Genomic DNA, 24,159 nt, shown 5'->3' with positions numbered 1-24,159 from the left:
CGCTCAGGCGCGCCGCTCCGGGTCGGGCCGGACGCCCGGCTCGGGCGCGTCCGGGGCGGGGCGCTCGATGCCCGCCGCCCGGTAGGCCGCGTCCTCCTCCAGGGTCTCGTTCTCCAGCAGCGCGGCGCTGAGGGCGTCCAGCCGGTCGCGGTGCTCGCGCAGGAGCCGTACGGCGTCCACGTAGCACTCGTCGACGATCCGGCGCATCTCGGCGTCGACGGCGTCGAGGGTCGCGGGGGCGGCGGAGAGCCCGTACGCCTGCTGGGCGTCGCTGGGGATCGCGGTCAGTCGGCCGACGGTCTCGCTCATGCCCCAGCGGCCGACCATGCCCCGCGCGATGTTCGTGACCTGCTCCAGGTCGCTCTCCGCGCCGGTGGTGATGACGCCGAAGACGACCTGCTCGGCCGCCATGCCGCCGAGGGCGCCGATGATCCGGCCGCGCAGGTACTCCTCGGTGTAGGCGTACTTGTCGGCGTCCGGGGTGGAGAGGGTGACGCCGAGGGCCCGGCCGCGCGGCACGATGGTGATCTTGCGGACCGGGTCGGCGCCGGGCTGGAGCATGCCGAGCAGGGCGTGGCCGCTCTCGTGGTACGCGGTGCGGCGGCGTTCCTCCTCGGGCATGACGAGCGGACGCTCGGCGCCGAGCTGCACCTTCTCCAGGGCGTCGGAGAGGTCCGACTGGGTGACGGCCTTCTGCTCGCGCTTGACGGCGAGGAGGGCGGCCTCGTTGGCGAGGTTGGCGAGTTCGGCGCCGGTCATGCCGGGGGTGGTGCGGGCGACCTGCTCCAGGTCGACGTCCTTCGCGAGCGGGATCTGCCGGGTGTGGATCTTCAGGATGGCCTCCCGGCCGCCCCGGTCCGGCGGGTTGACGTGCACGATCCGGTCGAAGCGGCCGGGGCGGGTGAGGGCGGGGTCGAGGACGTCGGCCCGGTTGGTCGCGGCCAGCACGATGACGCCCTCGGAACCGGTGAAGCCGTCCATCTCGGTGAGGATCTGGTTGAGCGTCTGCTCACGTTCGTCGTGGCCGCCCATGCCCGAGCCGCCGCCGCGGGCCCGGCCGATGGTGTCGATCTCGTCGATGAAGATGATCGCGGGGGCGACCTTGCGGGCCTCGGCGAACAGCTCGCGGACCCGGGAGGCGCCGACGCCGACGATCATCTCGATGAACTCGGAGGCGGAGGCCGAGAAGAACGGCACCCCGGCCTCGCCGGCCACGGCCCGCGCGAGGAGCGTCTTGCCGGTGCCGGGCGGGCCGGCGAGCAGCACGCCCCGCGGCATCTTGGCGCCCATCCGCCGGTAGGCGTCGGGGTTCTTCAGGAAGTCGACGACGTCGTTGAGCTCGCCCTCCACCTCGTCGATGCCGGCCACGTCGGCGAACGTGGTGCGCTTGCCGCCCTCCAGCTCGACCGGTTTCGGCGGCTGCTTGCGGCCGAGCATCCCGCCGGCGCCGCCCATGCCCGAGCTCATCCGGCGGGCGATGAAGACCCAGAGCAGCACGAGGAGCAGCATCGGGGCGAGGGAGAGGAGGAGGTTGGCGAGGAAGGAGCGTTCCTGCACCACCGGTTCGGCGGTGACGGTGACCTTCTGCTTGGTGAGCTGCGCCCACAGGTCGTCGTCGGCGAAGGCCGGCCGCTGGGTCTGGAACTTGGTGTAGTCGCCCTTGCCGTCGGGCACCGGCTGCTTGTCCTTCAGCTGCCCCTGGATGGCGTCGCCCTTGGAGTAGATCTTGGTGACGTTCCCGGCGGTGACCTGCTTGCTGAACTCGGTGTACGAGATCGTCGGCCCGTCGCCCTCGTTGAAGAAGGACAGCACGATGTTGGTGATCAGGTACACGGCGAGCGCGGTGAGGATGAGGCTGCCCCAGCCGCCGGGCATCTTCCGCTTCGGCGGCGGGGGCGGCGGCGCCCCCTCCGAGCGCCAGGGCTGGTCGGTCCGGTCGCGCGGGGGTACGGGGTTGGCCACGTCGCTCTCCTCGGGGCGGCAGTGGCCCCAGTATCGAAGATCGCGACAGAAGCGGCATTCCGGGCGGGCCGGGGGGACGAAAAGGGGCCCGGGGCGGTTGCGTACCCGCCACGGGCCCCTTCTCGCGGGGCGTCCGGAGACCGTCAGCCCATGAACTTCTTGAACTCGTCCGGCAGCTCGAAGTCCTGCGGGCCCTGCCCGGCGCCCGGCAGCCCGAAGGCGCCGCCCTGCTGGGCCTGCTCCCGCTTCGCCTGGGCGGCCTGCTCCTCGGCCTTCCGCTTCATCGGGTTGCCGCTCTTCCGCTTGCCCTTGGCCTGCTTGATCTGCTTCTTCTGCCGGCCGGGGCCGCCGCCCATGCCGGGGATGCCGGGCATGCCGGGCAGGCCGCCGCCCTGGGCCATCCGGGACATCATCTTGCGGGCCTCGAAGAACCGCTCGACCAGGCCCTTCACCGCGCTGACCTCGACACCGGAACCCTTGGCGATACGGGCGCGGCGGGAGCCGTTGATGATGGTCGGGTCCTGGCGCTCGGCCGGCGTCATCGACTTGATGATGGCGGCGGTGCGGTCCACGTCCCGCTCGTCGATGTTGGCGATCTGCTCCTTCATCTGCCCCATGCCGGGCAGCATGCCGAGGAGCTTGCTGATGGAGCCCATCTTGCGGACCTGCTCCATCTGGGCGAGGAAGTCGTCCAGGGTGAAGTCCTGGCCCTTCTTCGACGCGAGCTTCGAGGCCATCTTGGCGGCCTCTTCCTCGTCGAAGGTCTGCTGGGCCTTCTCGATGAGCGACAGCATGTCGCCCATGCCGAGGATGCGGGACGCCATGCGGTCCGGGTGGAACGCGTCGAAGTCGTCCAGCTTCTCGCCGTTGGAGGCGAACATGATCTGCTTGCCGGTGACGTGCGCGATGGAGAGCGCGGCACCACCGCGGGCGTCGCCGTCGAGCTTGGAGAGCACGACGCCGTCGAAGCCGACGCCGTCGCGGAACGCCTCGGCGGTGTTGACCGCGTCCTGACCGATCATGGCGTCGACGACGAAGAGGATCTCGTCGGGCGAGACGGCGTCCCGGATGTCGGCCGCCTGCTGCATCAGCTCCTGGTCGATGCCGAGGCGGCCGGCGGTGTCGACGATGACGACGTCGTACAGCTTGGTGCGCGCGTACTCGATCGAGTCCTTGGCGACCTGGACCGGGTCGCCGACGCCGTTGCCGGGCTGCGGGCCGTAGAAGGCGACGCCGGCGCGGTCGGCGACGACGGAGAGCTGGTTGACGGCGTTGGGGCGCTGGAGGTCGCAGGCGACGAGCAGCGGCGAGTGGCCCTGCCCCTTCAGCCAGAGGCCGAGCTTTCCGGCGAGGGTGGTCTTACCGGCACCCTGGAGACCGGCGAGCATGATCACGGTCGGCGCGGTCTTGGCGAACCGCAGCCGGCGGGTCTCGCCGCCGAGGATCGCGATCAGCTCGTCGTTGACGATCTTGATGACCTGCTGGGCGGGGTTGAGCGCCTGGGAGACCTCGGAGCCGGTGGCGCGCTCCTTGACCTGCTTGATGAAGGAGCGGACGACCGGAAGGGCGACATCCGCTTCGAGCAGGGCGATCCGGATCTCGCGTGCGGTGGCGTCGATGTCCGCCTCGGACAGACGGCCCTTGCCGCGGAGGTTCTTGAAGGTCGCTGCAAGGCGGTCGGAGAGGGTATCGAACACGGCGGTCGCGGATCCTCGGTGTCGTGGGCGGTCGGATTGCCCTCCAGGGTATCGGGCCGTCCGGAGAGTGTGGCCCCGCCCGCCCGATCCGGGTACGGAGGCGGGGCCGGGCGGCCCTCACCCCAGCGCCGCCTCCAGCGTCCGGGCCAGGTCGATCGCCTCCTCGTCCGGGAGGAGGGAGCCGTCCGGGCGGGTCACGTACAGGGTGTCCACGGCGTTGGCGCCGAGGGTGGAGACGTGGGCGCTGCGGACCCGGACCGCCGCGCCCTCCAGGGCCCGGCCGATCCGGTGGAGCAGGCCCGGGGCGTCCTGGGCGCGGACCTCCAGGACGGTGGCGAGGCGGGAGTCGGCGGGGGCGACGGTGACGCGGGGCGGCGGGGCCTGGACACCGCGGCGGCGCGGGTAGGCGGCCTCGCGCTCGGCGAGCCGGGCGGGGATGTCGAGGGAGCCGTCGAGGGCGCGCAGCAGGTCGGCGCGGAGCCGGTGGCCCTGGGGCAGGGAGCCGTACTCGGCGGCGACCCGCCAGTCGAGGACGAGCACGGGGCCGGGCGCGGCGCCCAGGTCCGCGGGGAGTTCGACGGCCCGGAGTTCGGCGGCGCGGACGGTGAGCCGGTGGAGGGCGAGGACGCCGGCGACGGCGGGCAGGACGCCCGGCTGGTCGGGCAGGGCGATGAGGAGTTCGACGCCGACGGGTTCGGGCTCGTCGGGGTCGAGGGGCTGCTCGTCGCGGGTGTGGAGGGCGAGGACGGGTTCGCCGGTGCGCAGCGCCTCGACGGCGAGCCGTTCCTGTTCGGCGCTGGGCGCGGCGGCCTCGGGGTCGGGCAGCGGCTCGCCGGCGAGGACGCCGGTGACGCGTTTGACGAGGTCGGCGACGAGGGAGGCGCGCCAGGCGGACCAGGCGGCGGGTCCGGTGGCGAGCGCGTCGGCCTCGGTGAGGGCGTGGAGGAGTTCGAGGGTGCCGACGGTGCCGACGGCGGCGGCGACGGCCTGGACGGTGGCGGGGTCGTCGAGGTCGCGCCGGGTGGCGGTGTCGACGAGGAGGAGGTGGTGGCGGACGACGGTGGCGACGGTGGCGGTGTCGGTGCGGTCGAAGCCGACGCGGGCGGCGAGGTCGCGGGCGATGGTCTCGCCGGCGACGGAGTGGTCGCCGGGCCAGCCCTTGCCGATGTCGTGGAGGAGGGCGGCGACGAGGAGGAGGTCGGGGCGGCCGACGCGGCGGGTGAGGGAGGCGGCGCGGACGGCGGTCTCGACGAGGTGGCGGTCGACGGTCCAGGTGTGGACGGGGTTGCGCTGGGGGCGGTGGCGGACGCGTTCCCAGTCGGGCAGCAGGCGGGTGACGAGCCCTTCGGCCTCCAGGGCCTCCCAGACCGGGATCGCGGCGGCTCCGGCGCCGAGCAGGGTGACGAGCGCCTCGCGGGCCTCGGCCGGCCAGGGCACGGGCAGCGGCTTGGCGGTGGCGGCGAGCCGGCGGACGGCGTGCGGGGAGAGCGGCAGGCCGTGCTGGGCCGCCGCGGCGGCGGCGCGGAGCGGGAGGGCCGGGTCGCGTTCGGGCCGGGCGGAGAGGGCGAGGACGGCCTCGCCGTCCATCTCGACGACGCCCTCGGCGAGCGGGGTCCGCTCGGCGGGGGCCTTCTGCGGGGACCGGCCGCCGAGGAGGCCGCGCAGGCGGGGGCGGGCGGAGCGGGCCTTGAGGACGCGGGCGACCTCGCGCCAGGTGACGTCGGAGGCGTACGTGACGGTGCCGGCGGCCTCGTACACCTCGCGGAGCAGGGTGTCGGCGTCGAGCAGGCCGAGTTCCTTGGCGACGGCGTCCTGTTCCTGGAGGGCGAGCCGGTCGGTGGCGCGGCCGGTGGCGAGGTGGAGGGCGTCGCGGGCGTCGAGGAGGCGGCGGCGGGCGGTGTCGAGGCCGTCGCGGGGGGCGTCGGCGAGCCAGGAGGCGGCGACGGCGCGCAGGGCCTGGGCGTCGCGGAGGCCGCCGCGGGCCTCCTTGAGGTCGGGTTCGAGGAGGAAGCGGAGTTCGCCGGCGCGTTCGGCGCGGTCGCGGCAGAGCTCGGCGAGTTCGGGGAGGCGGCCGGCGGCCTGGTTGCGCCAGTCGGCGAGGACGGTGGAGCGCAGGGCCGTGGCGAGGGCGGTGTCGCCGGCGAGCGGCCGGGCGTCGAGGAGGCCGAGCTGGACCTTGAGGTCGTCGGCGGCGGTGGCGCGGGCCTGGGCGGGGGTGCGGACGGAGTGGTCGAGGGCGAGCCCGAGGTCCCAGACGGGGTACCAGAGGCGGTCGGCGAGGGCGGCGACCGCCTCCTTCGGGGCGCTGCCGTCGTGGAGCAGCAGGAGGTCGAGGTCGCTGCGCGGGGAGAGTTCCGCGCGGCCGTAGCCGCCGACGGCGACGAGGGCGGTGCCGGGCGGCGGCGCGGCGGCGGCGAAGAGGCCGGCGAGCCAGTCGTCGGTGAGGCGGGCGAGGGCGGCGCGGCGCTCCGGGCCGGACGCGGTCCTCTCCTGGAGGAGCGCCGACCGGGCCGCCGCGTAGCCTCGGCGGCCCTGCTCTCCGGTCGCGTCCTGCGGTTCGGGGGTGGTCACCGGCGGCTCCTTCGCTCGGGGGGCGCTTGGCGGGGCGGCGGGGGTGGCGCCGGGGGTACGGCTCAGGGGGTACGGCTCCGGGGCCGGAGGCCGTACCCCCTGGGGGCCGTGTTCCTGGAAGCCGTACCCCTCCGGGTGCTGCTCCTAGAGCGCGTCGGGGCCGCGCTCGCCCGTCCGGACGCGGACGGCGGTCTCGACCGGGACGCTCCAGACCTTCCCGTCGCCGATCTTTCCGGTGCGGGCGGCCTTCACGACGACGTCGATGAGCTGTTCGGCGTCCTCGTCCTCGACCAGGACCTCGATGCGGATCTTGGGGACGAGGTCGACGGTGTACTCGGCGCCGCGGTACACCTCGGTGTGCCCGCGCTGCCGGCCGTAGCCGCTGGCCTCGGTGACGGTGAGGCCGTGGACCCCGAACGCCTGCAGGGCCTCCTTGATCTCGTCGAGCCGGTGCGGCTTCACGACCGCGGTGATGAGCTTCATGCGTCCACCTTCTTGTTCTGCGTGACGGCCGGGGCGGGGGCGGCGGTGGCGCGCCCGGAGGTGCCGCCGCCGGCTCCGCTGAAGTCGTAGGCCGTCTCGGCGTGTTCGACCTGGTCGATGCCGGAGACCTCGTCGTCCTCGGCGACCCGCATGCCCATGGTCCTGTCGATGATCAGGGCGAGGACCGCGGAGACGACCAGAGAGTAGGCGAGGACGGCGGCGACGCCGACGGCCTGCTTGCCGAGCTGCTCCAGGCCGCCGCCGTAGAAGAGGCCCTTGGCGTCGGACTGGACGCCACCGGTGGCGAAGAAGCCGACGAGGAGGGAGCCGAGGACGCCGCCGACGAGGTGGACGCCGACGACGTCGAGGGAGTCGTCGTAGCCGAACTTGTACTTGAGGCCGACGGCCATGGCGCAGACGAGACCGGCGATCGCGCCGATGGCGAGGGCGCCGAGCGGGGAGCAGGAGCCGCCGGCGGGGGTGATGGCGACGAGGCCGGCGACGGCGCCGGAGGCCGCGCCGAGGGTGGTGAAGGAGCCGTGGCGGAGCTTCTCGTAGGCGAGCCAGGCGAGCATGGCGGCGGCCGTGGCGACCTGGGTGTTGACGAACATCACGGCGCCGACGCCGTCGTCGTTGCCCAGCCAGGAGCCGGCGTTGAAGCCGAACCAGCCGAACCAGAGCAGACCCGCGCCGAGCATGACGAGCGGCAGGCTGTGCGGGCGCATCGGGTCCTTCTTGAAGCCGACGCGCTTGCCGATGACGAGGATGACGCCGAGGGCCGCGGCTCCGGCGTTGATGTGGACCGCCGTGCCGCCGGCGAAGTCGATGACGCCCATCTCGAAGAGCCAGCCGCCGGCGCCCCACACCCAGTGGGCGACGGGGAAGTACACGACCGTGGCCCACAGGGTGACGAAGAGCGCCCAGGCGGTGAACTTGACCCGGTCGGCGAGGGCGCCGCTGATCAGGGCGGGGGTGAGGACGGCGAACATCAGCTGGAAGACGGCGAAGACGTAGACCGGGATGGTGTAGCCGTCCCAGAGTTCGGTGACGCCGATGCCGCTGAGGCCGAGGTAGTCGGAGGACCAGCCGACGAGGCCGCCGGAGTCGGTGCCGAAGGCGACGCTGAAGCCGAAGAGCACCCACAGGACCGTGACGATCCCGAGGCTGATGAAGCTCATCATCAGCATGTTGAGGGTGGACTTGACGCGGACCATGCCTCCGTAGAAGAAGGCGAGGGCCGGGGTCATCAGCATGACCAGGGCGGAGCAGATGAGCATGAACCCGGTGTTGGCGGCGGACAGCGCGGGGGCGTCCGCTGCCAGGGTCGTGATGGCTGGTGCCATCGGCGTCTCCTCGTCGTCGGTGCGGCCTGTGCGGGGCGGGGCCGGCGGTGAGCGGCGGCCTGAGGGATGGCCGGTTATGCGCCAGAGATTCGCGCAGCGCGGTTTCCGCCGATGCCGCTCGATGTTTCGCGGCGGTGACGAAGGACGGGGGCGTGTTACGTGACCGTGAACACGCGGGTCACGGGGAGGTAACGGGGTACTCTCCCGGCCGGGCGGGCGGGGAGCGGTCCGGGGCCGGGACGCGGACCGGCCGCGCCGGCGTCCGTGTGTCCTGTGCGGCGGGGGAGCCGAGTCGGGCAGTACGGGACGTCCGGCGCGGCCGGGGTACGGGGCTCGCGGGAGTCGCGGGGCCGGTCAGACGGCCTCGGCGGACTCCGGGAGCAGCAGGGTGAGGCGGTCGGTGAGGTCGACGACCTCCGCGACGTCGCCGAAGTCGCGGGCGGCGGTGTCGACGGTCTTGCGGAGCCGGTTGTTGACCCGTTCGGAGCGGATGGAACGGGCCACGCCGAGGGCCTTCTCGGCGAGGACGACGGACTGCTCGGGCTCGCGCTTGAGCAGGTGGACGGTGGCCATGCCGATCAGGTTGAGGGCGTACGACCGCTGGTGGTCGGGGTCCTTCTCGAAGAGCTCCACGGCCCGCTCCATGACCGGTTCGGCCAGCGAGGCGTACGTCGGGGAGCGTCCGGCGACATAGGCGAGGTCGCGGAAGGAGTGGGAGTTCTCGCCGTTGAGCTCGGCCTCGGTGAAGAAGCGGATCCAGTCCGGCTCGGGGCCGCCTTCGAGGGTGGCGTCGGCGAAGGTGTCCTCGGCCATCCGCACGGCCCGCTTGCACTTGGACGGCTGGCCCATGTTGGCGTAGGCGCGGGCCTCCATCGCATACAGCATGGCCTGGGTGCGCGCGGTGGCGCAGTCCCGGCTGCCGTACTGGGCGAGGTGGATGAGTTCGAGGGCGTCGTCGGGGCGGCCGAGGTGGATCATCTGCCGGCTCATGGAGGAGAGGATGTACGAGCCGAGCGGCTTGTCGCCGGCCTCCTTGGCGGCGTGCAGGGCGAGCACGAAGTACTTCTGGGCGGTGGGCTGGAGGCCCACGTCGTAGCTCATCCACCCGGCGAGTTCGGCGAGTTCGGCGGCGACGGTGAAGAGGCGCTTGGCGGTGGCGGCCGGCTGGGGCTCCTGGAGGAGGTCGGTGACCTCGTGGAGCTGGCCGACGACGGCCTTGCGGCGCAGTCCGCCGCCGCACTGGGCGTCCCACTTGCGGAACATCGCGGTGGTGGATTCGAGGAGGTCCAGCTCGATCTCGGAGAGCCGGTGGCGGCGGCCGTCGGGCGCGGGCCCCTCGGACCCGGGCTCGCCGGCCGGGGTGGGCACCAGCCAGCGCTGCATGGGCTCGATGAGGGCGGGTCCGGCGGCGAGCTGGAGCGAGGAGCCGAGGAAGCCGCGCCGGGCGAGCATGAGGTCGCTGCGGGAGAACTCGCTGAGCAGGGAGACGGTCTGGGGTCCGGCCCAGGGGAGGTCGACGCCAGAGACGGAGGGCGTCTGGTGGGCGGTGCGCAGTCCGAGGTCCTCGATGGCGACGACGGAGCCGAAGCGCTCGGAGAACAGCTCGGAGAGGATTCTCGGGATCGGCTCGCGGGGCTGCTCGCCGTCGAGCCAGCGGCGGACCCGGGAGGTGTCGGTGGAGATGTGGTGGGCGCCCATCTGGCGGGCCCTGCGGTTGACCTGGCGGGCGAGTTCGCCCTTGGACCAGCCGCTGCGCACGAACCACGAGCCGAGCCGCTCGTTGGGGCGCTTGCCGGCAGTCGTACCGTCTGTGCCGTTGCCGCCCACTGGAACGCCCCCATCCACCTGATTGCCTGTCGTGCGAACCCCTATCAGAATGCCGCGTCCGGCGCCGCTCCGCCCGGTGTTCCGACTCCTTCGAACGGGAAACCTGGTTGCCTCCGGCATACCCACCACCGCACGCGCCCCCGGGGTTCGGGTACCGAAAGTAATCCTACGATCACCCCTGTCGTGAGGGCGTTTCAAGAAACGCCACCATTCGCCACCCCTTCGAATGAACTCGCCGGGCCCTGCGCACGATTCACTTGACATGCGACGACCCCGGGTAAGCGGACGGAAGCGCGAAGAGGCGCGCGCCACCGTGCGCACCACCCCGCTCACCACCGTGCGCCACCCTGGGCGACGCACTCCGGGCGCCGCGTCACCGTGGGTGACGGCGGTGTTCCCGGTCGTAACCACCTGCGCGTCCGACCCGTTGGAGGGGGCATGGGCTTCACGATCGGCGGCATCCGTGAGATGCGGTCCGGGACACGGCGCCGCGCACGCACCACCGAGTGCACGGCGGTGGCCGAGTACACCGGACTCTGGGGCTGGGACGTCCAGCCCGGCGCGCGGGCCGTCTCCGGCCAGTGCTCCTGCGGCGACCGGGCCTGTACGGCCCCGGGCGCGCACCCCCTCTCCTTCGCGCCGCCGGTCCCGGCGGGCGCGGGGCTCGACGACGCGGCCAAGGCGTGGGCGGAGTACCCGGGGGCCGCGCTGCTGCTGCCGGTGGGCCGGGCCTTCGACGTGATCGAGGTGGCCAAGGCGGCGGGCCGGCGGGCGCTGGTCCGCATGGAGCGGATGGGGCTGCCGCTGGGCCCGGTCTGCGCGACGCCGACCGGCCGGGCGCAGTTCTTCGTGGCGCCGGGCGCGGCGGCGGAGCTGCCGAGGCTGCTGTACCGGATGGGCTGGGACGACGCCGATCTGGACCTGCACGGGCTGGGGCCGGGCGCCCACATCACCGCTCCCCCGTCGAACCTGGGCGGTCTGGGCCCGGTGCGCTGGCTGCGCCCGCCGACGCTGGACACGGCGGGCGCGCCGCCGCAGGCCCGGCTGCTGCTGGGCACGCTGGCGTACATGTGCCATCGGACGCACGCGTAGGACACGGCCAAGGGCCCCGCTCCCCGAGGAGCGGGGCCCTTCGCCGTGGGCGGGGCGCCGGGGTCGTCAGTCGCCGATGAGGGCGTCGACGAAGGCGGCCGGCTCGAAGGGGGCCAGGTCGTCGGGGCCCTCGCCGAGGCCGACGAGCTTGACGGGGACGCCCAGCTCGCGCTGGACGGCGACGACGATGCCGCCCTTGGCGGTGCCGTCGAGCTTGGTGAGGACGATGCCGGTGATGTCGACGACCTCGGCGAAGACGCGGGCCTGGATGAGGCCGTTCTGGCCGGTGGTGGCGTCGAGGACGAGCAGGATCTCGTCGAGCGGGCCGTGCTTCTCGACGACGCGCTTGACCTTGCCGAGCTCGTCCATGAGGCCGGTCTTGGTGTGCAGGCGGCCGGCGGTGTCGATGAGGACGACGTCGGCCTTCTCGGCGATGCCCTCCTTGACCGCGTCGTAGGCGATCGAGGCGGGGTCGCCGCCCTCGGGGCCGCGGACGGTGCGGGCGCCGACCCGGTCGCCCCAGGTCTGGAGCTGGTCGGCGGCGGCGGCGCGGAAGGTGTCGGCGGCGCCGAGGACGACAGACTTGCCGTCGGCGACCAGGACGCGGGCGAGCTTGCCGGTGGTGGTGGTCTTGCCGGTGCCGTTGACGCCGACGACCATGACGACGCCGGGGACGTCCTCGGGGCTCTCGGTGTGCACGGTGCGGTCGTAGTCGCCCAGGAGGGTGATCAGCTCCTCGCGGAGCAGGCCGCGCAGTTCCTCGGGGGTGCGGGTGCCGAGCACCTTGACCCGCTCGCGCAGCCGCTCGACCAGTTCCTGGGTGGGGGCGACGCCGACGTCGGCGGTGAGGAGGGTCTCCTCGATCTCCTCCCAGGTGTCCTCGTCGAGGTGCTCGCGGGAGAGCAGCGTCAGCAGGCCCTTGCCCAGCGAGTTCTGGGAGCGGGCGAGCCGGGCGCGGAGCCGGACGAGGCGGCCGGCGGTGGGCTCGGGCACCTCGATCTCGGGCGCGGCGGGCGCCTCGGGCTCCGCGACGGGCGGGGCCTCGGCGGTCTCCTCGGCGGTGGGGGCCTCGGTGGCGGGGAGGCCGACCTCCTCGACGGTGCGGCGTGGTTCTTCCCGCGGTGTCTCCGCCTCGTCGCCGACGTGCGGCTCGGCGGGCGGAGCGGTGATGGTCGGCGTGGTGGACGGCGGCTCGGCCGGCGGCAGCTGCTTCTTCTTGCGACCGCTGATCACGAGTCCGCTGGTCACGGCGACCGCGACGACCAGAGCGATGACTACAGCAAGGATGAGTTCCATAACCCGTCCAGTATCGGACACGAGCCGCCCGGTGACGCAGTACGTACGCAGCGTGGGTCGCGGTTCCCGGGCCGCCGGCACCGTTCTCATCTGACGGTACGTCAGCTATGGTCGCCGTCCGTCGCCGGCCCGCCCACGGAGGGGACCCCCATGGCCTTCAGCGTCGTACGGTTCAACCTGGTCGACCCGCGCGCCGGCCGGGAAGCGCTGGCGGAGCGGTACCGCGCGGCCCTGGAGATGGCCGCCCACGCCGACGCGCACGGGGTGGACACGGTCCAGACCGAGGAGCACCACGGGGTGGAGGACAACTGGCTCCCCTCCCCCTTCGTCTTCGCCGGCGCGGTCTTCGGGGCGACCCGCCGGATCGCCGTCACGGTCTCGGCGGCCATCGGCCCGCTGCACGACCCGCTGCGGCTCGCCGAGGAGATCGCGGTGCTCGACCTGCTGAGCCGGGGCCGGCTCGTGACGGTGGCGGGGATCGGCTACCGGCCGGAGGAGTACGAGGAGCGCGGGGTCGACTGGGGGCGGCGCGGGAGGCTCCAGGACGAGCTCCTGGAGACCCTGCTCGCCGCCTGGACGGGCGAGCCCTTCACGTACCGGGGGCGTACGGTCCGCGTCACCCCGCGGCCCTTCACCGACCCGCACCCGCTGCTGCTGGTCGGCGGTTCGTCGAGGGCGGCGGCGCGGCGCGCGGCCCGGCTGGGGCTGCCGTTCTTCCCGTCCGCGCACCTGCCGGAGCTGGAGGCGTACTACACCGAGCGGTGCGCGGAGTACGGCACCGCGGGCTGGACGATGATGCCGGGGCCGGTGACGCCGCTGCTGCACGTGGCGGAGGACCCGGACCGGACCTGGGCTGAGTACGGGGGGCACTTCCTGCACGAGGCGCGGACCTACGCCTCCTGGCAGTCGAAGGACATCCGTTCGGCGGTGCGGTCGGCGGCGACGAGCGTGGCGGAGCTGCGGGCGGAGGGGGTGTACCGGGTGGTGACGCCCGGGGAGTGCGCGGAGCTGGGCCTGGAGAGCCTGGTGCTGCATCCGCTGTGCGGCGGGATGCCGGTGGAGGAGGGGTGGCGGAGCCTGCGGCTGTTCTGCGACGAGGTGCTGCCCCGGCTCGGGGCGTGAACCGCGGGCCGGGGCAGCCGTCGTGAGGAGAGGGGCAGCGGGGAGTTAGCCCATCTCCTCCAACGCCTTGCCCTTGGTCTCCTTGACGTACCGGAGCACGAAGGGGATGGAGAGCACGGCGAAGACCGTGTAGATGACGTAGGTGCCGGAGAGGTTCCAGTCCGAGAGGGACGGGAAGCTGGCGGTGATGGCCCAGTTGGCGATCCACTGGGCGGAGGCGGCGACGCCGAGGGCGGCGGCGCGGATCCGGTTGGGGAACATCTCGCCGAGGAAGACCCAGACCACCACGCCCCAGGAGAGGGCGAAGAAGAGCACGAAGACGTGGGCGGCGACGAGGGCGACGACGCCCTGGGTCTCGGGGAGCTTGCCGTCGACGAGGTCGGCGGAGAAGGCCCACGCCTCGAAGGCGAGGGCGATCGCCATGCCGGCGGAGCCGACGAGGGCGAGCGGCCGGCGGCCGACCCGGTCGACCAGGACCATCGCGATCACGGTGCCGATGATGTTGATGATCGACGTGGTGAACGAGTAGAAGAACGAGCTCGACGGGTCGATGCCGACGGACTGCCAGAGCGTCGCGGAGTAGTAGAAGGCGACGTTGATGCCGACGAGCTGCTGGAAGACCGAGAGGCCGATGCCGACCCAGACGATGGGCAGGAGCCGGAAGCGGCTGCCGGCGGCGAGCAGGTCCTTGAAGGTGGACTTGTGCTCGCTGCGCATGGCCCGGTCGATCTCGGCGATCCGGCGGTCGAGGTCGACGCCCTTGCCCTCGACCTCGGCCAGGACCTCCTTGGCGCGCTGGGTCTTGCCGACGGAGATGAGGAAGCGCGGGGACTCGGGGATGGCGAAGGAGAGCAGCCCGTAGAGGAGGGCGGGGACCACCATCACGCCGAGCATCCACTGCCACGCCTCCAGGCCGCCGATCTCGCCGCGCTGGTCGCCGTCGGCGAGCTGGAGGATGCCGTAGTTGACGAGCTGCGAGATGGCGATGCCGATGACGATGGCGGCCTGCTGGAAGGAGCCGAGCCGGCCCCGGTACGCGGCGGGCGCGACCTCGGCGATGTAGGCGGGGCCGATGACCGAGGCCATGCCGATGGCGAAGCCGCCGACGATCCGCCAGAAGGCGAGGTCCCAGAGGGCGAAGGGCAGCGCGGAGCCGACGGCGCTGACGGTGAAGAGGGCCGCGGAGATCTGCATGCAGCGGATCCGGCCGATGCGGTCGGCGATCCGTCCGGCGGTCGCGGCGCCGATGGCGCAGCCGATCAGGGCGATGGCGATGACCTGCGCGAGGGTCGCGGAGCCGATGTCGTAGCGGTCCCGGATGGCCTCGACGGCGCCGTTGATGACGGAGCTGTCGTAGCCGAAGAGGAAGCCGCCCATCGCGGCGGAGGCGGTGATGAAGATGACATGGCCGAGGTGGTCCGGGTGCGCCGCCCTTCCTTCGGAAGGCGGCGGCGTGGGGGCCTGCGCGGTGTCGGTCACATGGACTCCTCGGTGGGGGGAACAACCCTTCCAGTGGCTTCCAGTGGCGCACATCTCGGCGCCGCCCACCACATGAAGGTAAAAGCGACGTTGCAGAGACTATGCCTTCAAGTTTTGAAGTCAATAGGCGATGTCATATGACTTTTACCTGACATCTGGCTTATCGATCTTCACTGCTTGAAGAAGTGAAGGGGAAACGGGGGCAGGTGGGGCTCAGCGGAGGCGCTGGCTGATCACCTTGGAGACGCCGTCGCCCTGCATGGAGACCCCGTACAGCGCGTCCGCGACCTCCATCGTCCGCTTCTGGTGGGTGATCACGATGAGCTGCGAGGACTCCTGGAGCTCCCGCATGATCCGGATCAGGCGCTGGAGGTTGGTGTCGTCGAGCGCCGCCTCGACCTCGTCCATGACGTAGAACGGGCTCGGACGGGCCTTGAAGATCGACACCAGCAGGGCCACGGCGGTCAGCGAGCGCTCGCCGCCGGAGAGCAGCGAGAGCCGCTTGACCTTCTTGCCCGGCGGGCGGGCCTCGACCTCGACGCCGGTGGTGAGCATGGAGTCCGGGTCGGTGAGCACGAGCCGGCCCTCGCCGCCCGGGAAGAGGCGGGAGAAGACGCCCTCGAACTCGCGGGCGGTGTCCCGGTACGCCTCCGTGAAGACCTGCTCGACCCGCTGGTCGACCTCCTTCACGACCTGAAGCAGGTCGGCGCGGGTCTTCTTCAGGTCCTCCAGCTGCTCGGAGAGGAAGCGGTGCCGCTCCTCCAGGGCCGCGAACTCCTCCAGGGCCAGCGGATTGACCTTGCCGAGCTGCTGGAAGGCGCGCTCGGCCGCTTTCAGCCGCTTCTCCTGCTCCGAACGGATGAAGGGGCGGGGCCGGTTGCGCGGGTCGTCCGGGTCCTCGGGCAGGGTCTCGCCGTCCGCGGGCGGCGACGGCGGGACCGGCTGGTCGGGTCCGTACTCGGCGGCGAGGGCGCCCGGCTCGACGCCGAACTCCTCCAGGGCCTTCGCCTCCAGCTGCTCGATCCGCAGCCGCTTCTCGGCGCCCAGGACCTCGCCGCGGTGGACGGAGTCGGTGAGCTTGTCCAGCTCGGCCTTGAGCTCGCGGCCCCGGGCGCGGGCGGTGGCGAGGCGCTGCTCGCGGTCGGCGCGGGCGGCGGCGGCCTCGGCCCGTTCCCGTTCGGCCCGGTCCAGGGAGACCTCAACGTGGGCGAGGAGGGTACGCGCTCCGGCGGCGACCGCCCCGGCGACGCGGGCCTCGTGGCGGAGCCGGGCCCGGCGCTGCTCGGCACGCGCGCGTGCCTCCCGTTCGGCGCGGGCGGCCCGGTCGAGGGAGTCGGCCCGGCCGGCCAGGCCCTTGACCCGCTCCTCGTGGGTGCGGACCTGGAGGCGGGCCTCCACCTCGGTCTGGCGGGCGTGGGAGCCGTCGAGGGCGAGCCGGTCGCGGACGGCGGTGTCGGGTTCCTCCTCGGCCGGGCTCTCCTCGGCGGCGAGGAGCCGTTCGGCCAGCTCCTCGGCCTCGGCTCCGGCGCGCTCCAGCGCCTCCTGGGCGCGGGCGACGGCGGCGGCCGTGCGTTCCGCCTCGCCGGCCGCTCCCCTGGCCTGCCCGGCGAGCCGCCCGAGGGCCTGGGCGACGGCCGCCTTCTCCTTCTCCGCGGTACGCCGGAGGGCGTCGAGCTCCTCGACGCGGGCGGCGCACTCCGCGCGGTGTCCGGCGGCCTCGTCCCTGGCACGGGCGGTCTCCTCGCAGCGCGCGGCGAGTGCGGCGAGCTCGGCGGCGGCCTCGTCCACCTGGGCCTGCACTTCGAGGAGGCTGGGGGCGCCGGCCGAGCCGCCCTGGGCCCAGTGGGCGCCGAGGAGGTCGCCGTCGGCGGTGACGGCGGTGACTTCGGGGTGGGAGCGGACGAGGTCGCGGGCCTCGTCGAGGCCGTCGACGACGGCGATCCCGGCGAGCAGCCGGCGCGCGGCGGCGACGAGTCCGGCGGGGCCGGTGACGAGTCCGGCGGCGGCCACGGTGCCCGGCGGCAGCGGCGCGGGCTCGTGCTCGGCGCCGGTCAGGAGCAGGGTGGCGCGGCCGGCGTCCTGCTTGCGGAGGAGGCGGAGGGCTTCGGCGGCGGCGGTGGGGCCGTCGGCGGCGAGGGCGTCGGCGGCGGCGCCGAGCGCGGCGGCGACGGGCACCTCGTACCCGGGGGTGACGGTGAGGAGTTCGGCGGCGGGACCGAGGATCCCGGGGAGGCCGGCGGCGAGGAGGGCGCCGGTGCCGTCCTTGCGGCGCAGGCCGAGCGCGAGGGTGTCGTGCCGGGCGCGGGTGGCGGCGCGGCGGCTCTCGGCGTCGGCGGCGGCCTCGCGGGCGGCGCCGAGGGCGGCCTCGGCGCCGGCGAGGGCGCGGCGGGCCTCCTCGTACCGCTCGGTGTGCGCGGTGTCGGCGGCGTCGAGGCCGTCGACCTCGGCCTTCAGCTGCTCGTACTCCTCCTGGGCGGCGACGGCCCGGTCGGCGGCCTCGTCGCGGGCGGCGGTGAGCCGGTCGATCTCGGCCTGGGCGGCGGCGGCGCGGGAGCGGGCGGCGTTGGCCTGGCCGTGCAGCCGGGCCAGGCCCTCGCGGCGGTCGGCGAGGGCGCGGGCGGCGTCCTTGAGGCGCCGTTCCTCGGCGGCCAGGGCCCGTTCGAGTTCGGCGCGGTGCTCGACGGCGTCCTCCAGGGCCCGTTCGGCGGCCTCCAGGGCGGCGGCGAGTTCGGCCTCCTGCTCGCGGACGCGGGCGGCCTCGCGCTCCAGGTCCTCGGGGTCGCGGCCGCGCCGCTCCTCGGCGGGGACGCCGGTGGCGCTCTTCACGCGCGCGTCGGCGAGGGAGATCGTGCCGCGGACGCGTTCGGCGAGCTGGGAGAGGGCGTACCAGGTCTGCTGGGCGCGCTCCAGGCGCGGCGCGAGGGCGCGGACCTCGGCCTCCAGCGCGGACTCGTGGGCGAGGGCGGTGCGCAGCTCCTCCTCGGTGGTCTCCTTGCGGGCCAGCAGCGCCGCCTCGTCGGCGAGTTCGGCGTGCAGGGCGCGCCGGAGGCGGACGAGGTCGTCGGCGAGGAGGCGGAGGCGGGCGTCGCGCAGGTCGGCCTGGATGACGGCGGCGCGGCGGGCGACGGCGGCCTGCCGGCCGAGCGGTTTGAGCTGGCGGCGCAGCTCGTCGGCGAGGTCCTGCACGCGTGCGAGGTTGGCCTGCATCGCGTCGAGCTTCCGCAGCGCCTTCTCCTTGCGCTTGCGGTGCTTGAGGACGCCGGCGGCCTCCTCGATGAAGGCGCGGCGGCCCATGGGGTCGGCGTGCAGGACGGAGTCGAGCTGTCCCTGGCCGACGATGACGTGCATCTCGCGGCCGATGCCGGAGTCGGAGAGCAGGTCCTGGATGTCGAGCAGCCGGCAGGTGTCGCCGTTGATCTGGTACTCGCTGCTGCCGCCCCGGAACATGATCCGGGTGAGGGTCACCTCGGCGTAGTCGATCGGCAGGGCGCCGTCGGAGTTGTCGATGGTGAGCGAGACCTCGGCGCGGCCGAGCGGGGGGCGGCCGGTGGTGCCGGCGAAGATGACGTCCTCCATCTTGCCGCCGCGCAGCGACTTGGCGCCCTGCTCGCCCATGACCCAGGAGAGCGCGTCCACGACGTTGGACTTCCCGGAGCCGTTGGGCCCGACGACGCAGGTGATTCCGGGTTCGAACCTCAGCGTGGTGGCGGAGGCGAAGGACTTGAATCCGCGGAGCGTCAGGGCCTTGAGGTGCACCCCCGGGACTCTACCCGGGGTGTCGCGTTTCGCCCGTGATCGCGCAGGGCAGACCCTCGGGTGAGAAGCGGTGTGACGAGGGGGAGGGACGGGACCCGGGACGACGAGGACCCGGGGGCCGGCGGACGAGCGGCCGGCGGACGGGCTCGGAGGGCCCGGGCGGCGAGGAAGCGAGCGGGGCAGAAGTGAAGGGACGCCGAAGCGTCCCTTGCCTATTCAGCTGTTCCCACCTGAAGCCCTCGGGGCCGGGAGTCAGGTGAGCGCAGGCTCTGCCTGGGGTACGTCGAGGTCGATGCGGTCGAGCAGCGTCTCGCCCTGGTGCTGAGCGGCGGCAGCGTTGAGCGCGTCGTTCTCGGTCTGGATCCGTACGAGCTCGGATTCCAGGTCCTGGACGCGCTGCTGAAGCCGTCGCATCTCGGCGAGGAGTCGCGGGTCGGAGCCGCCGACGTAACCGAGAAGCGCCTTTGCCATGATGAGTGGTCCTCCACACTGAGTGACCGACCGATTGCGGTGTGGGTCGTGAGGGATGGATTCGCACCCGCGGTGCTCGGCAGTACCTGAGTCGTGCCGGTGTTCTACTGCCACACAGCTAAGGTGCGCGGGGCTTCCAGAGTCTCACCAAAAAGTTTGACGGTCAACACGATCACGCGCCGGACGGCCCGGCGGGCGGGGAGTTCGCGGCCGCGTCGCAGGCGGCGGCGCCTCTCGACCCGTTGCGCCGGGGCGTGGCGATCATCCTTACCCGGGGAAGCCTTCCACGACTGCGGGAACTTGGCAACCACCAGGCGCTTCACCGGTTCACCAGCGTTCATGCACGCGCAACCGGCCCTCCGTGCGGCGCCCGCGAGGGGCGTCCGGAGGGAGGGCCGGCGGGGTTCCGGGGAGGCGCGTCAGCGGATGGCGAAGCCGTCGTAGCCGCCGCGCGGGGTGCCCCATATCTCGGTGACACCGTCCACGCGCCCGGGCGTGTCACCGGACCGCAGCCAGTCGAGAAGACGGTGGCAATGGTCACTCGGGCCCTCGGCCACCACCTGCACCCGGCCGTCGTCGAGGTTCAGGGCGAAGCCCGTGAGGCCGCCGATCTCCAGCGCGTTTGCCCTGGTGAACCAGCGGAAGCCCACTCCCTGTACTCGCCCCCGCACCCAGGCGGTCATCCGTACGTCGTCGCTCATGGCTGCACGCTAGCGGGCGGATTGCCCGAAGAGCACGTCGCGACGGCTCCCCATGGCGTACAGTCCGACGGAATGCGCCGTCACCCACACGGGTGCACGCCTCTCGGCCGTCCGTACGCAGCGTCACGCTCCGTGCCGACCCGTGCCGAAAGCAAAGGGCGCAAAGATCCACGCAGCAGAGCAGCTCATCAGGGAGGCAGGGCAGATGGGACGCCACCGTCGCTCCGGCGCCGCGCCCGCCGAGGCAGACTACGCGACCGGCACCGACCGCGGTCACGGGGGTACGCGCCGCAGGCGGCGCCCCGTCCGCACCGGCCTGATCGGCGCCTCCGCCGCGGTCGCCGTCGGCGCCGTCGCGGTCGCCACCGGTCTCCTCCCCGGCGGGGAGACCCTCACCGCGGGCAGCGTCGGCAGCAGCCGGCCGACGGCCACGGAGGCCCGGCAGGCCCCGGAGCTGACCACCCAGGGCGGGGCGACCCGCACCCCGGCGGAAGCACCGGCCGGCACGGGAGCGAAGAAGACGGCCGCGCCGTCCGCGAAGCCCACGCCCACCCGGACCGCCACGCCGACGCCCACCCCGTCGAAGACCACGGCGCCCCCCTCCCCCACCCCCTCGAAGACCCGCACCACGCCTCCCGCGCCCACCACGGCCGCACCGGCGAAGCCGAAGCCCACCGCGAAGCCCCAGCCGTCGAAGGCCCCGGCGACCACCCGGGCCGCCGCCCCGAAGCCCGCCCCCACCACGGAGGCCCCTGCCGAGGAGCCGTCGGCCACGGCGGCCGGCTCCACCGCCGACCGCGCGGACGCGGCCGAGGCCGAGGTGCTGCGCCTGGTGAACGCCGAGCGCGGCAAGGTGGGCTGCGCCCCGGTCCAGCCGTCGGCCGGCCTCGCCCGGCTGGCCGGCGCGTTCAGCGCCGACATGGCGAACCGCGGCTTCTTCGACCACACCGACCCCGACGGCGCCACCCCCTGGGCCCGCGCCCAGGCGGCCGGCATCACCAACCTGGGCGCCGAGAACATCGCCCGCGGCCAGGTCGACGCGACGGCCGCGATGCTCTCCTGGATGAACAGCGACGGCCACCGCGCCAACATCCTGAACTGCGACTTCACCACCCTCGGCGTCGGCGTCCACTTCGGCGACGGCGGCCCCTGGTGGACCCAGGACTTCGGCCGCTGACCCCTGGCGGCGGCAGGCCCCGCCCCACCCGCTCACTTTCCGAAAGCGCGGTCTGGTGGTGAGTGGGGGGCGCGCGTACCGTGGGGGGTATGACCGACGATCTCGCCTTCGACGTGTTCGCGCGGGGGTGTGCCTCGCGGGTGACCCTGGAGCACATCACCGGCCGGTGGGGCGCCCTCACGCTCGGGGCGCTGCACGACGGGTCGTACCGCTTCAACGAGCTGCGGCGGCGGGTCGACGGCGTCAGCGAGAAGATGCTGGCCCAGACGCTGCAGGCGCTGGAGCGCGACGGGCTGGTGCACCGCGAGGCGCAGCCGGTCAATCCTCCGCGCGTCGACTACCGGCTCACACCGCTCGGGCGGGACGTCGCCGAGCGGCTGATCGGCCTGATCCGGCTGGTCGAGGGCCGGATGCCGGAGGTCGTCGCGGCCCGGGAGACGTACGACGCGGAGCGCTCCGCCGTCACACGCTGAGGCGCGGCGGGCGCTGGCAGCGCGGGCAGAAGTAGCTGGAGCGGTTCATCCACGGCCGGCGGCGCATCGGCGTGCCGCAGCGGCGGCAGGGCTCGTCCTCGCGCCCGTACGCGTCGAGCGAGCGGTCGAAGTAGCCAGACTCGCCGTTCACGTTCACGTAGAGGCTGTCGAAGCTGGTGCCGCCGGCGGCCAGCGCCGCGTTCATCACGTCGCGGACGTGGCCGAGCAGCTCGGCGGCGCGCGGGCGGGTGAGGGTGGCGGTCGGCCGGTCGTAGTGCAGCCGGGCCCGCCACAGCGCCTCGTCGGCGTAGATGTTGCCGACGCCGCTGATCAGCGACTGGTCGAGCAGCGCGCGCTTGATCGTCGTACGGCGCAGGCGCAGCGCGGCCTGGAAGGCGGCGTCGTCGAAGGCGGGGTCCAGCGGGTCGCGGGCGATGTGCCCGATGACGTCCGGCAGGCCCTCCGGAGTCTGGTCGTGCAGCGAGAGGCCGCCGAAGGTGCGCTGGTCGACGAAGCGGAGCTCCGTACCGGCCGCGTCGTCGAAGCGGACCCGGATGCGCAGGTGCTTCTCGTCCGGCGCCGACTCCGGCTGCACGAGGAGCTGGCCGCTCATCCCGAGGTGGCCGAGGACGGAGGTGCCGGTGCCGGCGAGCGGCAGCCACAGGTACTTGCCGCGGCGCCGGGCCGGCTCGAAGCGCTGCCCGGTGAGCCGGGCGGCGAAATCCGCGCCGCCCGCGAGGTGGCGGCGCACGGCCCGGGGATGGAGCACCTCGACGCCGGCCACGATCCGGCCGGCGACCCAGCGCTCCAGTCCGCGCCGGACGACCTCGACCTCGGGCAGCTCGGGCACGGGACTCCTCCGGAGGGGTACGGGTGGTGGTCCTCGCAGCCTACCGCCCGGCACCGACAGCCCTCCGGGCTCCCGCGACGGACGGTTCCCGGGCCCGGAAACGGCTCCGCCCGCCCCTGGCGGGGGCGGGCGGGAAGAGCTTCCGCCGAAGGCGAAGGCGCGGGCGGTCGCCGGACGGCGGTCAGGCGGTGGCCGGAGCGGCCCCGTCCTTCCGGTCGGACGTCCGGTCGGACTGCGCGTCGGACGTCACGACCGACCCGTCGGCCGTGACGTCGGCCGCGGCCTTGGCCTCGGCCGCCGCCCGCTCGTCCGCCGCGGCGCGGATCGCACGCCACGCGGACTCGGCGGCCTGCTGCTCCGCCTCCTTCTTGCTGCGGCCGGTGCCGGTGCCGTACGAGACACCACCGACGCGGGCGGCAGCAGTGAAGGTCTTCTCGTGGTCGGGGCCCTCCTCGGAGACGAGGTACTCCGGCACGCCGAGACCCTCGGCCGCGGTGAGTTCCTGGAGGCTGGTCTTCCAGTCCAGGCCGGCACCGAGGTTGGAGGACTTCTCGATCAGCGGGTCGAAGAGCCGGTGCACCAGCTCGGACGCCGCGTCGAGACCCTGGTCGAGATAGACCGCGCCGATCACCGCTTCGAGGGTGTCGGCGAGGATGGATGCCTTGTCCCGGCCGCCCGTGCCCTCTTCGCCCCGGCCGAGCCGGATGAAGGAGCCCAGGTCGAGGCCGCGCCCGACGTCCGCCAGCGCACGTGAGTTGACCACCGCGGCCCGGAGCTTGGCCAGCTGGCCCTCGGGGAGATCGGGGTGGGTGCGGTAGAGGGTGTCGGTGACCACCAGGCCGAGCACGGAGTCCCCGAGGAACTCCAGCCGCTCGTTGGTGGGCAGACCGCCGTTCTCGTACGCGTACGAGCGGTGGGTCAGCGCACGCACCAGAAGGGCGGACTCGAGCTGATACCCGAGCCGCCCTTCCAGAAGCGTGTGGGACGAGGCGTTGTTGATGTTGTCAGACATCGTGCCTCTCACCAGCCCGCTCAGACCGAGAGGACCTGGCGCTTGTTGTAGGTGCCGCAGCTCGGGCACGCGATGTGCTGCTGCTTCGGCTCCTGGCAACGCTCACACGAAACCAGGGTGGGGACCGCAGCCTTCCACTGCGACCGGCGGTGGCGCGTGTTGCTGCGCGACATCTTCCGCTTCGGAACAGCCACGGCTACTTCTCCTGCTTCTCGTCGACACCGGTAGCGGCGTCGCTCATGTTGTCCTTCTCGTCGGCTCCCAGCGAACCGGCGAGTTCCTGCAGTGCCGCCCAACGGATGTCGGTGGCGTCGTGGTGGTGGTCCGGGTTCTCGTTCAGGTTGATTCCGCATTCGGAACACAGACCCGCACAGTCCTCCCGGCACACCGGCTGCATGGGCAGCGCGAGTACCACTGCGTCACGCAGCACGGGTTCGAGGTCGAACATGCCGTCCTCGAGGGGGATCATGTCCTCTTCCTCGTCGTCCTCGTCGTCCGGTGCCGCCTTGGAGCGGCCCCGGTCGTCGGAGTCGGGGTACGAGAACATCTCCTGGAAGTCCGCGTCGAGCTCCAGCTCGACGGGCTCCAGACACCTTACGCACTCCCCCTCGGCCGATGCACGGGCGGTGCCTGTGACAAGCACCCCTTCCATGACCGACTCGAGTCGGAGCTCGATCTCCACCGGCGCGCCCTCGGGCACTCCGACGACCCCCGCGACGCCGAGATCGGCGGGCGCGTCGACCGTGCGGGAGATCCGCTGGAGGGCACCGGGACGCCGCCCCAGCTCGTGCGTGTCGAACACGAGGGGGTTGCGGTGGTCGAGGCGCGTGCTCAGGGCTCTTCCTGC

The 24,159-nt window shown here is 73.3% G+C and carries 19 protein-coding genes; 4 read left to right on the top strand and 15 right to left on the bottom strand.

The features are described 5' to 3' along the window. Positions 1 to 3: 3 nt before the first annotated feature. The 6 genes from ftsH to ACFVQZ_RS10190 form a co-directional block, all read right to left on the bottom strand. Positions 4 to 1,962 carry an ATP-dependent zinc metalloprotease FtsH gene (gene ftsH, locus ACFVQZ_RS10215; RefSeq protein WP_051788191.1) on the bottom strand — a complete coding sequence of 653 codons (1,959 nt, stop codon included), beginning with the start codon at positions 1,960 to 1,962 and terminating at the stop codon, positions 4 to 6. 143 nt (positions 1,963 to 2,105) lie between these two features. Then, entirely contained in the window at positions 2,106 to 3,659 is a 1,554-nt protein-coding gene (ffh, locus tag ACFVQZ_RS10210) for a signal recognition particle protein (RefSeq protein WP_383620951.1), read from the bottom strand. A 117-nt stretch (positions 3,660 to 3,776) separates the two neighbouring features. Next, on the bottom strand, positions 3,777 to 6,230 hold the full coding sequence (locus ACFVQZ_RS10205; RefSeq protein WP_383620949.1) for a [protein-PII] uridylyltransferase: 2,454 nt from the start codon (positions 6,228 to 6,230) through the stop codon (positions 3,777 to 3,779). 144 nt (positions 6,231 to 6,374) lie between these two features. Continuing rightward, positions 6,375 to 6,713, bottom strand: coding sequence for a P-II family nitrogen regulator (locus ACFVQZ_RS10200; RefSeq protein WP_015036464.1), 339 nt, complete (start codon positions 6,711 to 6,713; stop codon positions 6,375 to 6,377). Further along, complete coding sequence (locus tag ACFVQZ_RS10195) at positions 6,710 to 8,056, bottom strand: ammonium transporter (protein WP_030496980.1); 1,347 nt, start codon at positions 8,054 to 8,056, stop codon at positions 6,710 to 6,712. The genes ACFVQZ_RS10200 and ACFVQZ_RS10195 overlap by 4 nt, the downstream gene beginning before the upstream one ends. Positions 8,057 to 8,410: 354 nt before the next feature. Continuing rightward, positions 8,411 to 9,883: a hypothetical protein gene (locus ACFVQZ_RS10190; RefSeq protein ID WP_030496979.1), complete on the bottom strand. Its 1,473-nt coding sequence runs from the start codon at positions 9,881 to 9,883 to the stop codon at positions 8,411 to 8,413. 438 nt (positions 9,884 to 10,321) lie between these two features. On the opposite strand from ACFVQZ_RS10190, the gene ACFVQZ_RS10185 reads away from it, so the two are divergent. Further along, positions 10,322 to 10,975: a bifunctional DNA primase/polymerase gene (locus ACFVQZ_RS10185; RefSeq protein ID WP_383620946.1), complete on the top strand. Its 654-nt coding sequence runs from the start codon at positions 10,322 to 10,324 to the stop codon at positions 10,973 to 10,975. Between the two features lie 66 nt (positions 10,976 to 11,041). Here ACFVQZ_RS10185 and ftsY read toward each other — a convergent pair whose 3' ends face one another. Next, the gene (ftsY, locus tag ACFVQZ_RS10180) at positions 11,042 to 12,271 is read right to left on the bottom strand and encodes a signal recognition particle-docking protein FtsY (protein ID WP_030496977.1); all 1,230 of its coding nucleotides are present in this window, start codon (positions 12,269 to 12,271) and stop codon (positions 11,042 to 11,044) included. 150 nt (positions 12,272 to 12,421) lie between these two features. On the opposite strand from ftsY, the gene ACFVQZ_RS10175 reads away from it, so the two are divergent. Then, positions 12,422 to 13,393: an LLM class flavin-dependent oxidoreductase gene (locus tag ACFVQZ_RS10175; protein WP_383620944.1), complete on the top strand. Its 972-nt coding sequence runs from the start codon at positions 12,422 to 12,424 to the stop codon at positions 13,391 to 13,393. A 45-nt stretch (positions 13,394 to 13,438) separates the two neighbouring features. On the opposite strand, the gene ACFVQZ_RS10170 is transcribed toward ACFVQZ_RS10175, so the two are convergent. The 4 genes from ACFVQZ_RS10170 to ACFVQZ_RS10155 form a co-directional block, all read right to left on the bottom strand. Beyond that, positions 13,439 to 14,872: a sugar porter family MFS transporter gene (locus tag ACFVQZ_RS10170; protein WP_030496975.1), complete on the bottom strand. Its 1,434-nt coding sequence runs from the start codon at positions 14,870 to 14,872 to the stop codon at positions 13,439 to 13,441. Between the two features lie 213 nt (positions 14,873 to 15,085). Then, positions 15,086 to 18,628 carry a chromosome segregation protein SMC gene (gene smc / locus ACFVQZ_RS10165; RefSeq protein WP_383620942.1) on the bottom strand — a complete coding sequence of 1,181 codons (3,543 nt, stop codon included), beginning with the start codon at positions 18,626 to 18,628 and terminating at the stop codon, positions 15,086 to 15,088. Positions 18,629 to 18,880: 252 nt separating this feature from the next. After that, positions 18,881 to 19,099 carry a hypothetical protein gene (locus tag ACFVQZ_RS10160; RefSeq protein ID WP_030496973.1) on the bottom strand — a complete coding sequence of 73 codons (219 nt, stop codon included), beginning with the start codon at positions 19,097 to 19,099 and terminating at the stop codon, positions 18,881 to 18,883. Positions 19,100 to 19,518: 419 nt separating this feature from the next. After that, positions 19,519 to 19,800 carry an acylphosphatase gene (locus ACFVQZ_RS10155; RefSeq protein WP_030496972.1) on the bottom strand — a complete coding sequence of 94 codons (282 nt, stop codon included), beginning with the start codon at positions 19,798 to 19,800 and terminating at the stop codon, positions 19,519 to 19,521. Between the two features lie 205 nt (positions 19,801 to 20,005). Here ACFVQZ_RS10155 and ACFVQZ_RS10150 point away from each other — a divergent pair, with 205 nt between their 5' ends. Continuing rightward, positions 20,006 to 20,977 carry a CAP domain-containing protein gene (locus ACFVQZ_RS10150; protein ID WP_383620939.1) on the top strand — a complete coding sequence of 324 codons (972 nt, stop codon included), beginning with the start codon at positions 20,006 to 20,008 and terminating at the stop codon, positions 20,975 to 20,977. 89 nt (positions 20,978 to 21,066) lie between these two features. Further along, entirely contained in the window at positions 21,067 to 21,450 is a 384-nt protein-coding gene (locus ACFVQZ_RS10145) for a winged helix-turn-helix transcriptional regulator (protein ID WP_383620937.1), read from the top strand. Here the strand turns inward: ACFVQZ_RS10145 and mutM are convergent. From mutM to ACFVQZ_RS10125, 4 genes are all read right to left on the bottom strand, one after another. Further along, complete coding sequence (gene mutM / locus ACFVQZ_RS10140; protein ID WP_383620935.1) at positions 21,440 to 22,300, bottom strand: bifunctional DNA-formamidopyrimidine glycosylase/DNA-(apurinic or apyrimidinic site) lyase; 861 nt, start codon at positions 22,298 to 22,300, stop codon at positions 21,440 to 21,442. The two genes, ACFVQZ_RS10145 and mutM, sit on opposite strands and share 11 nt — an antisense overlap. A 181-nt stretch (positions 22,301 to 22,481) precedes the next feature. Next, positions 22,482 to 23,312 (bottom strand): ribonuclease III, encoded by an 831-nt coding sequence (gene rnc, locus ACFVQZ_RS10135; RefSeq protein WP_383620933.1) that lies wholly within the window; start codon positions 23,310 to 23,312, stop codon positions 22,482 to 22,484. Between the two features lie 20 nt (positions 23,313 to 23,332). Continuing rightward, positions 23,333 to 23,506 (bottom strand): 50S ribosomal protein L32, encoded by a 174-nt coding sequence (rpmF, locus tag ACFVQZ_RS10130; protein WP_030496967.1) that lies wholly within the window; start codon positions 23,504 to 23,506, stop codon positions 23,333 to 23,335. Between the two features lie 2 nt (positions 23,507 to 23,508). Continuing rightward, on the bottom strand, positions 23,509 to 24,114 hold the full coding sequence (locus tag ACFVQZ_RS10125; protein ID WP_321193285.1) for a DUF177 domain-containing protein: 606 nt from the start codon (positions 24,112 to 24,114) through the stop codon (positions 23,509 to 23,511). Positions 24,115 to 24,159: the final 45 nt, after the last annotated feature.

The organism is Streptomyces sp. NPDC057854 (assembly GCF_042797055.1).
GTDB lineage: Bacteria > Actinomycetota > Actinomycetes > Streptomycetales > Streptomycetaceae > Streptomyces.
This window is presented reverse-complemented; position numbering and strand designations above follow the sequence as displayed.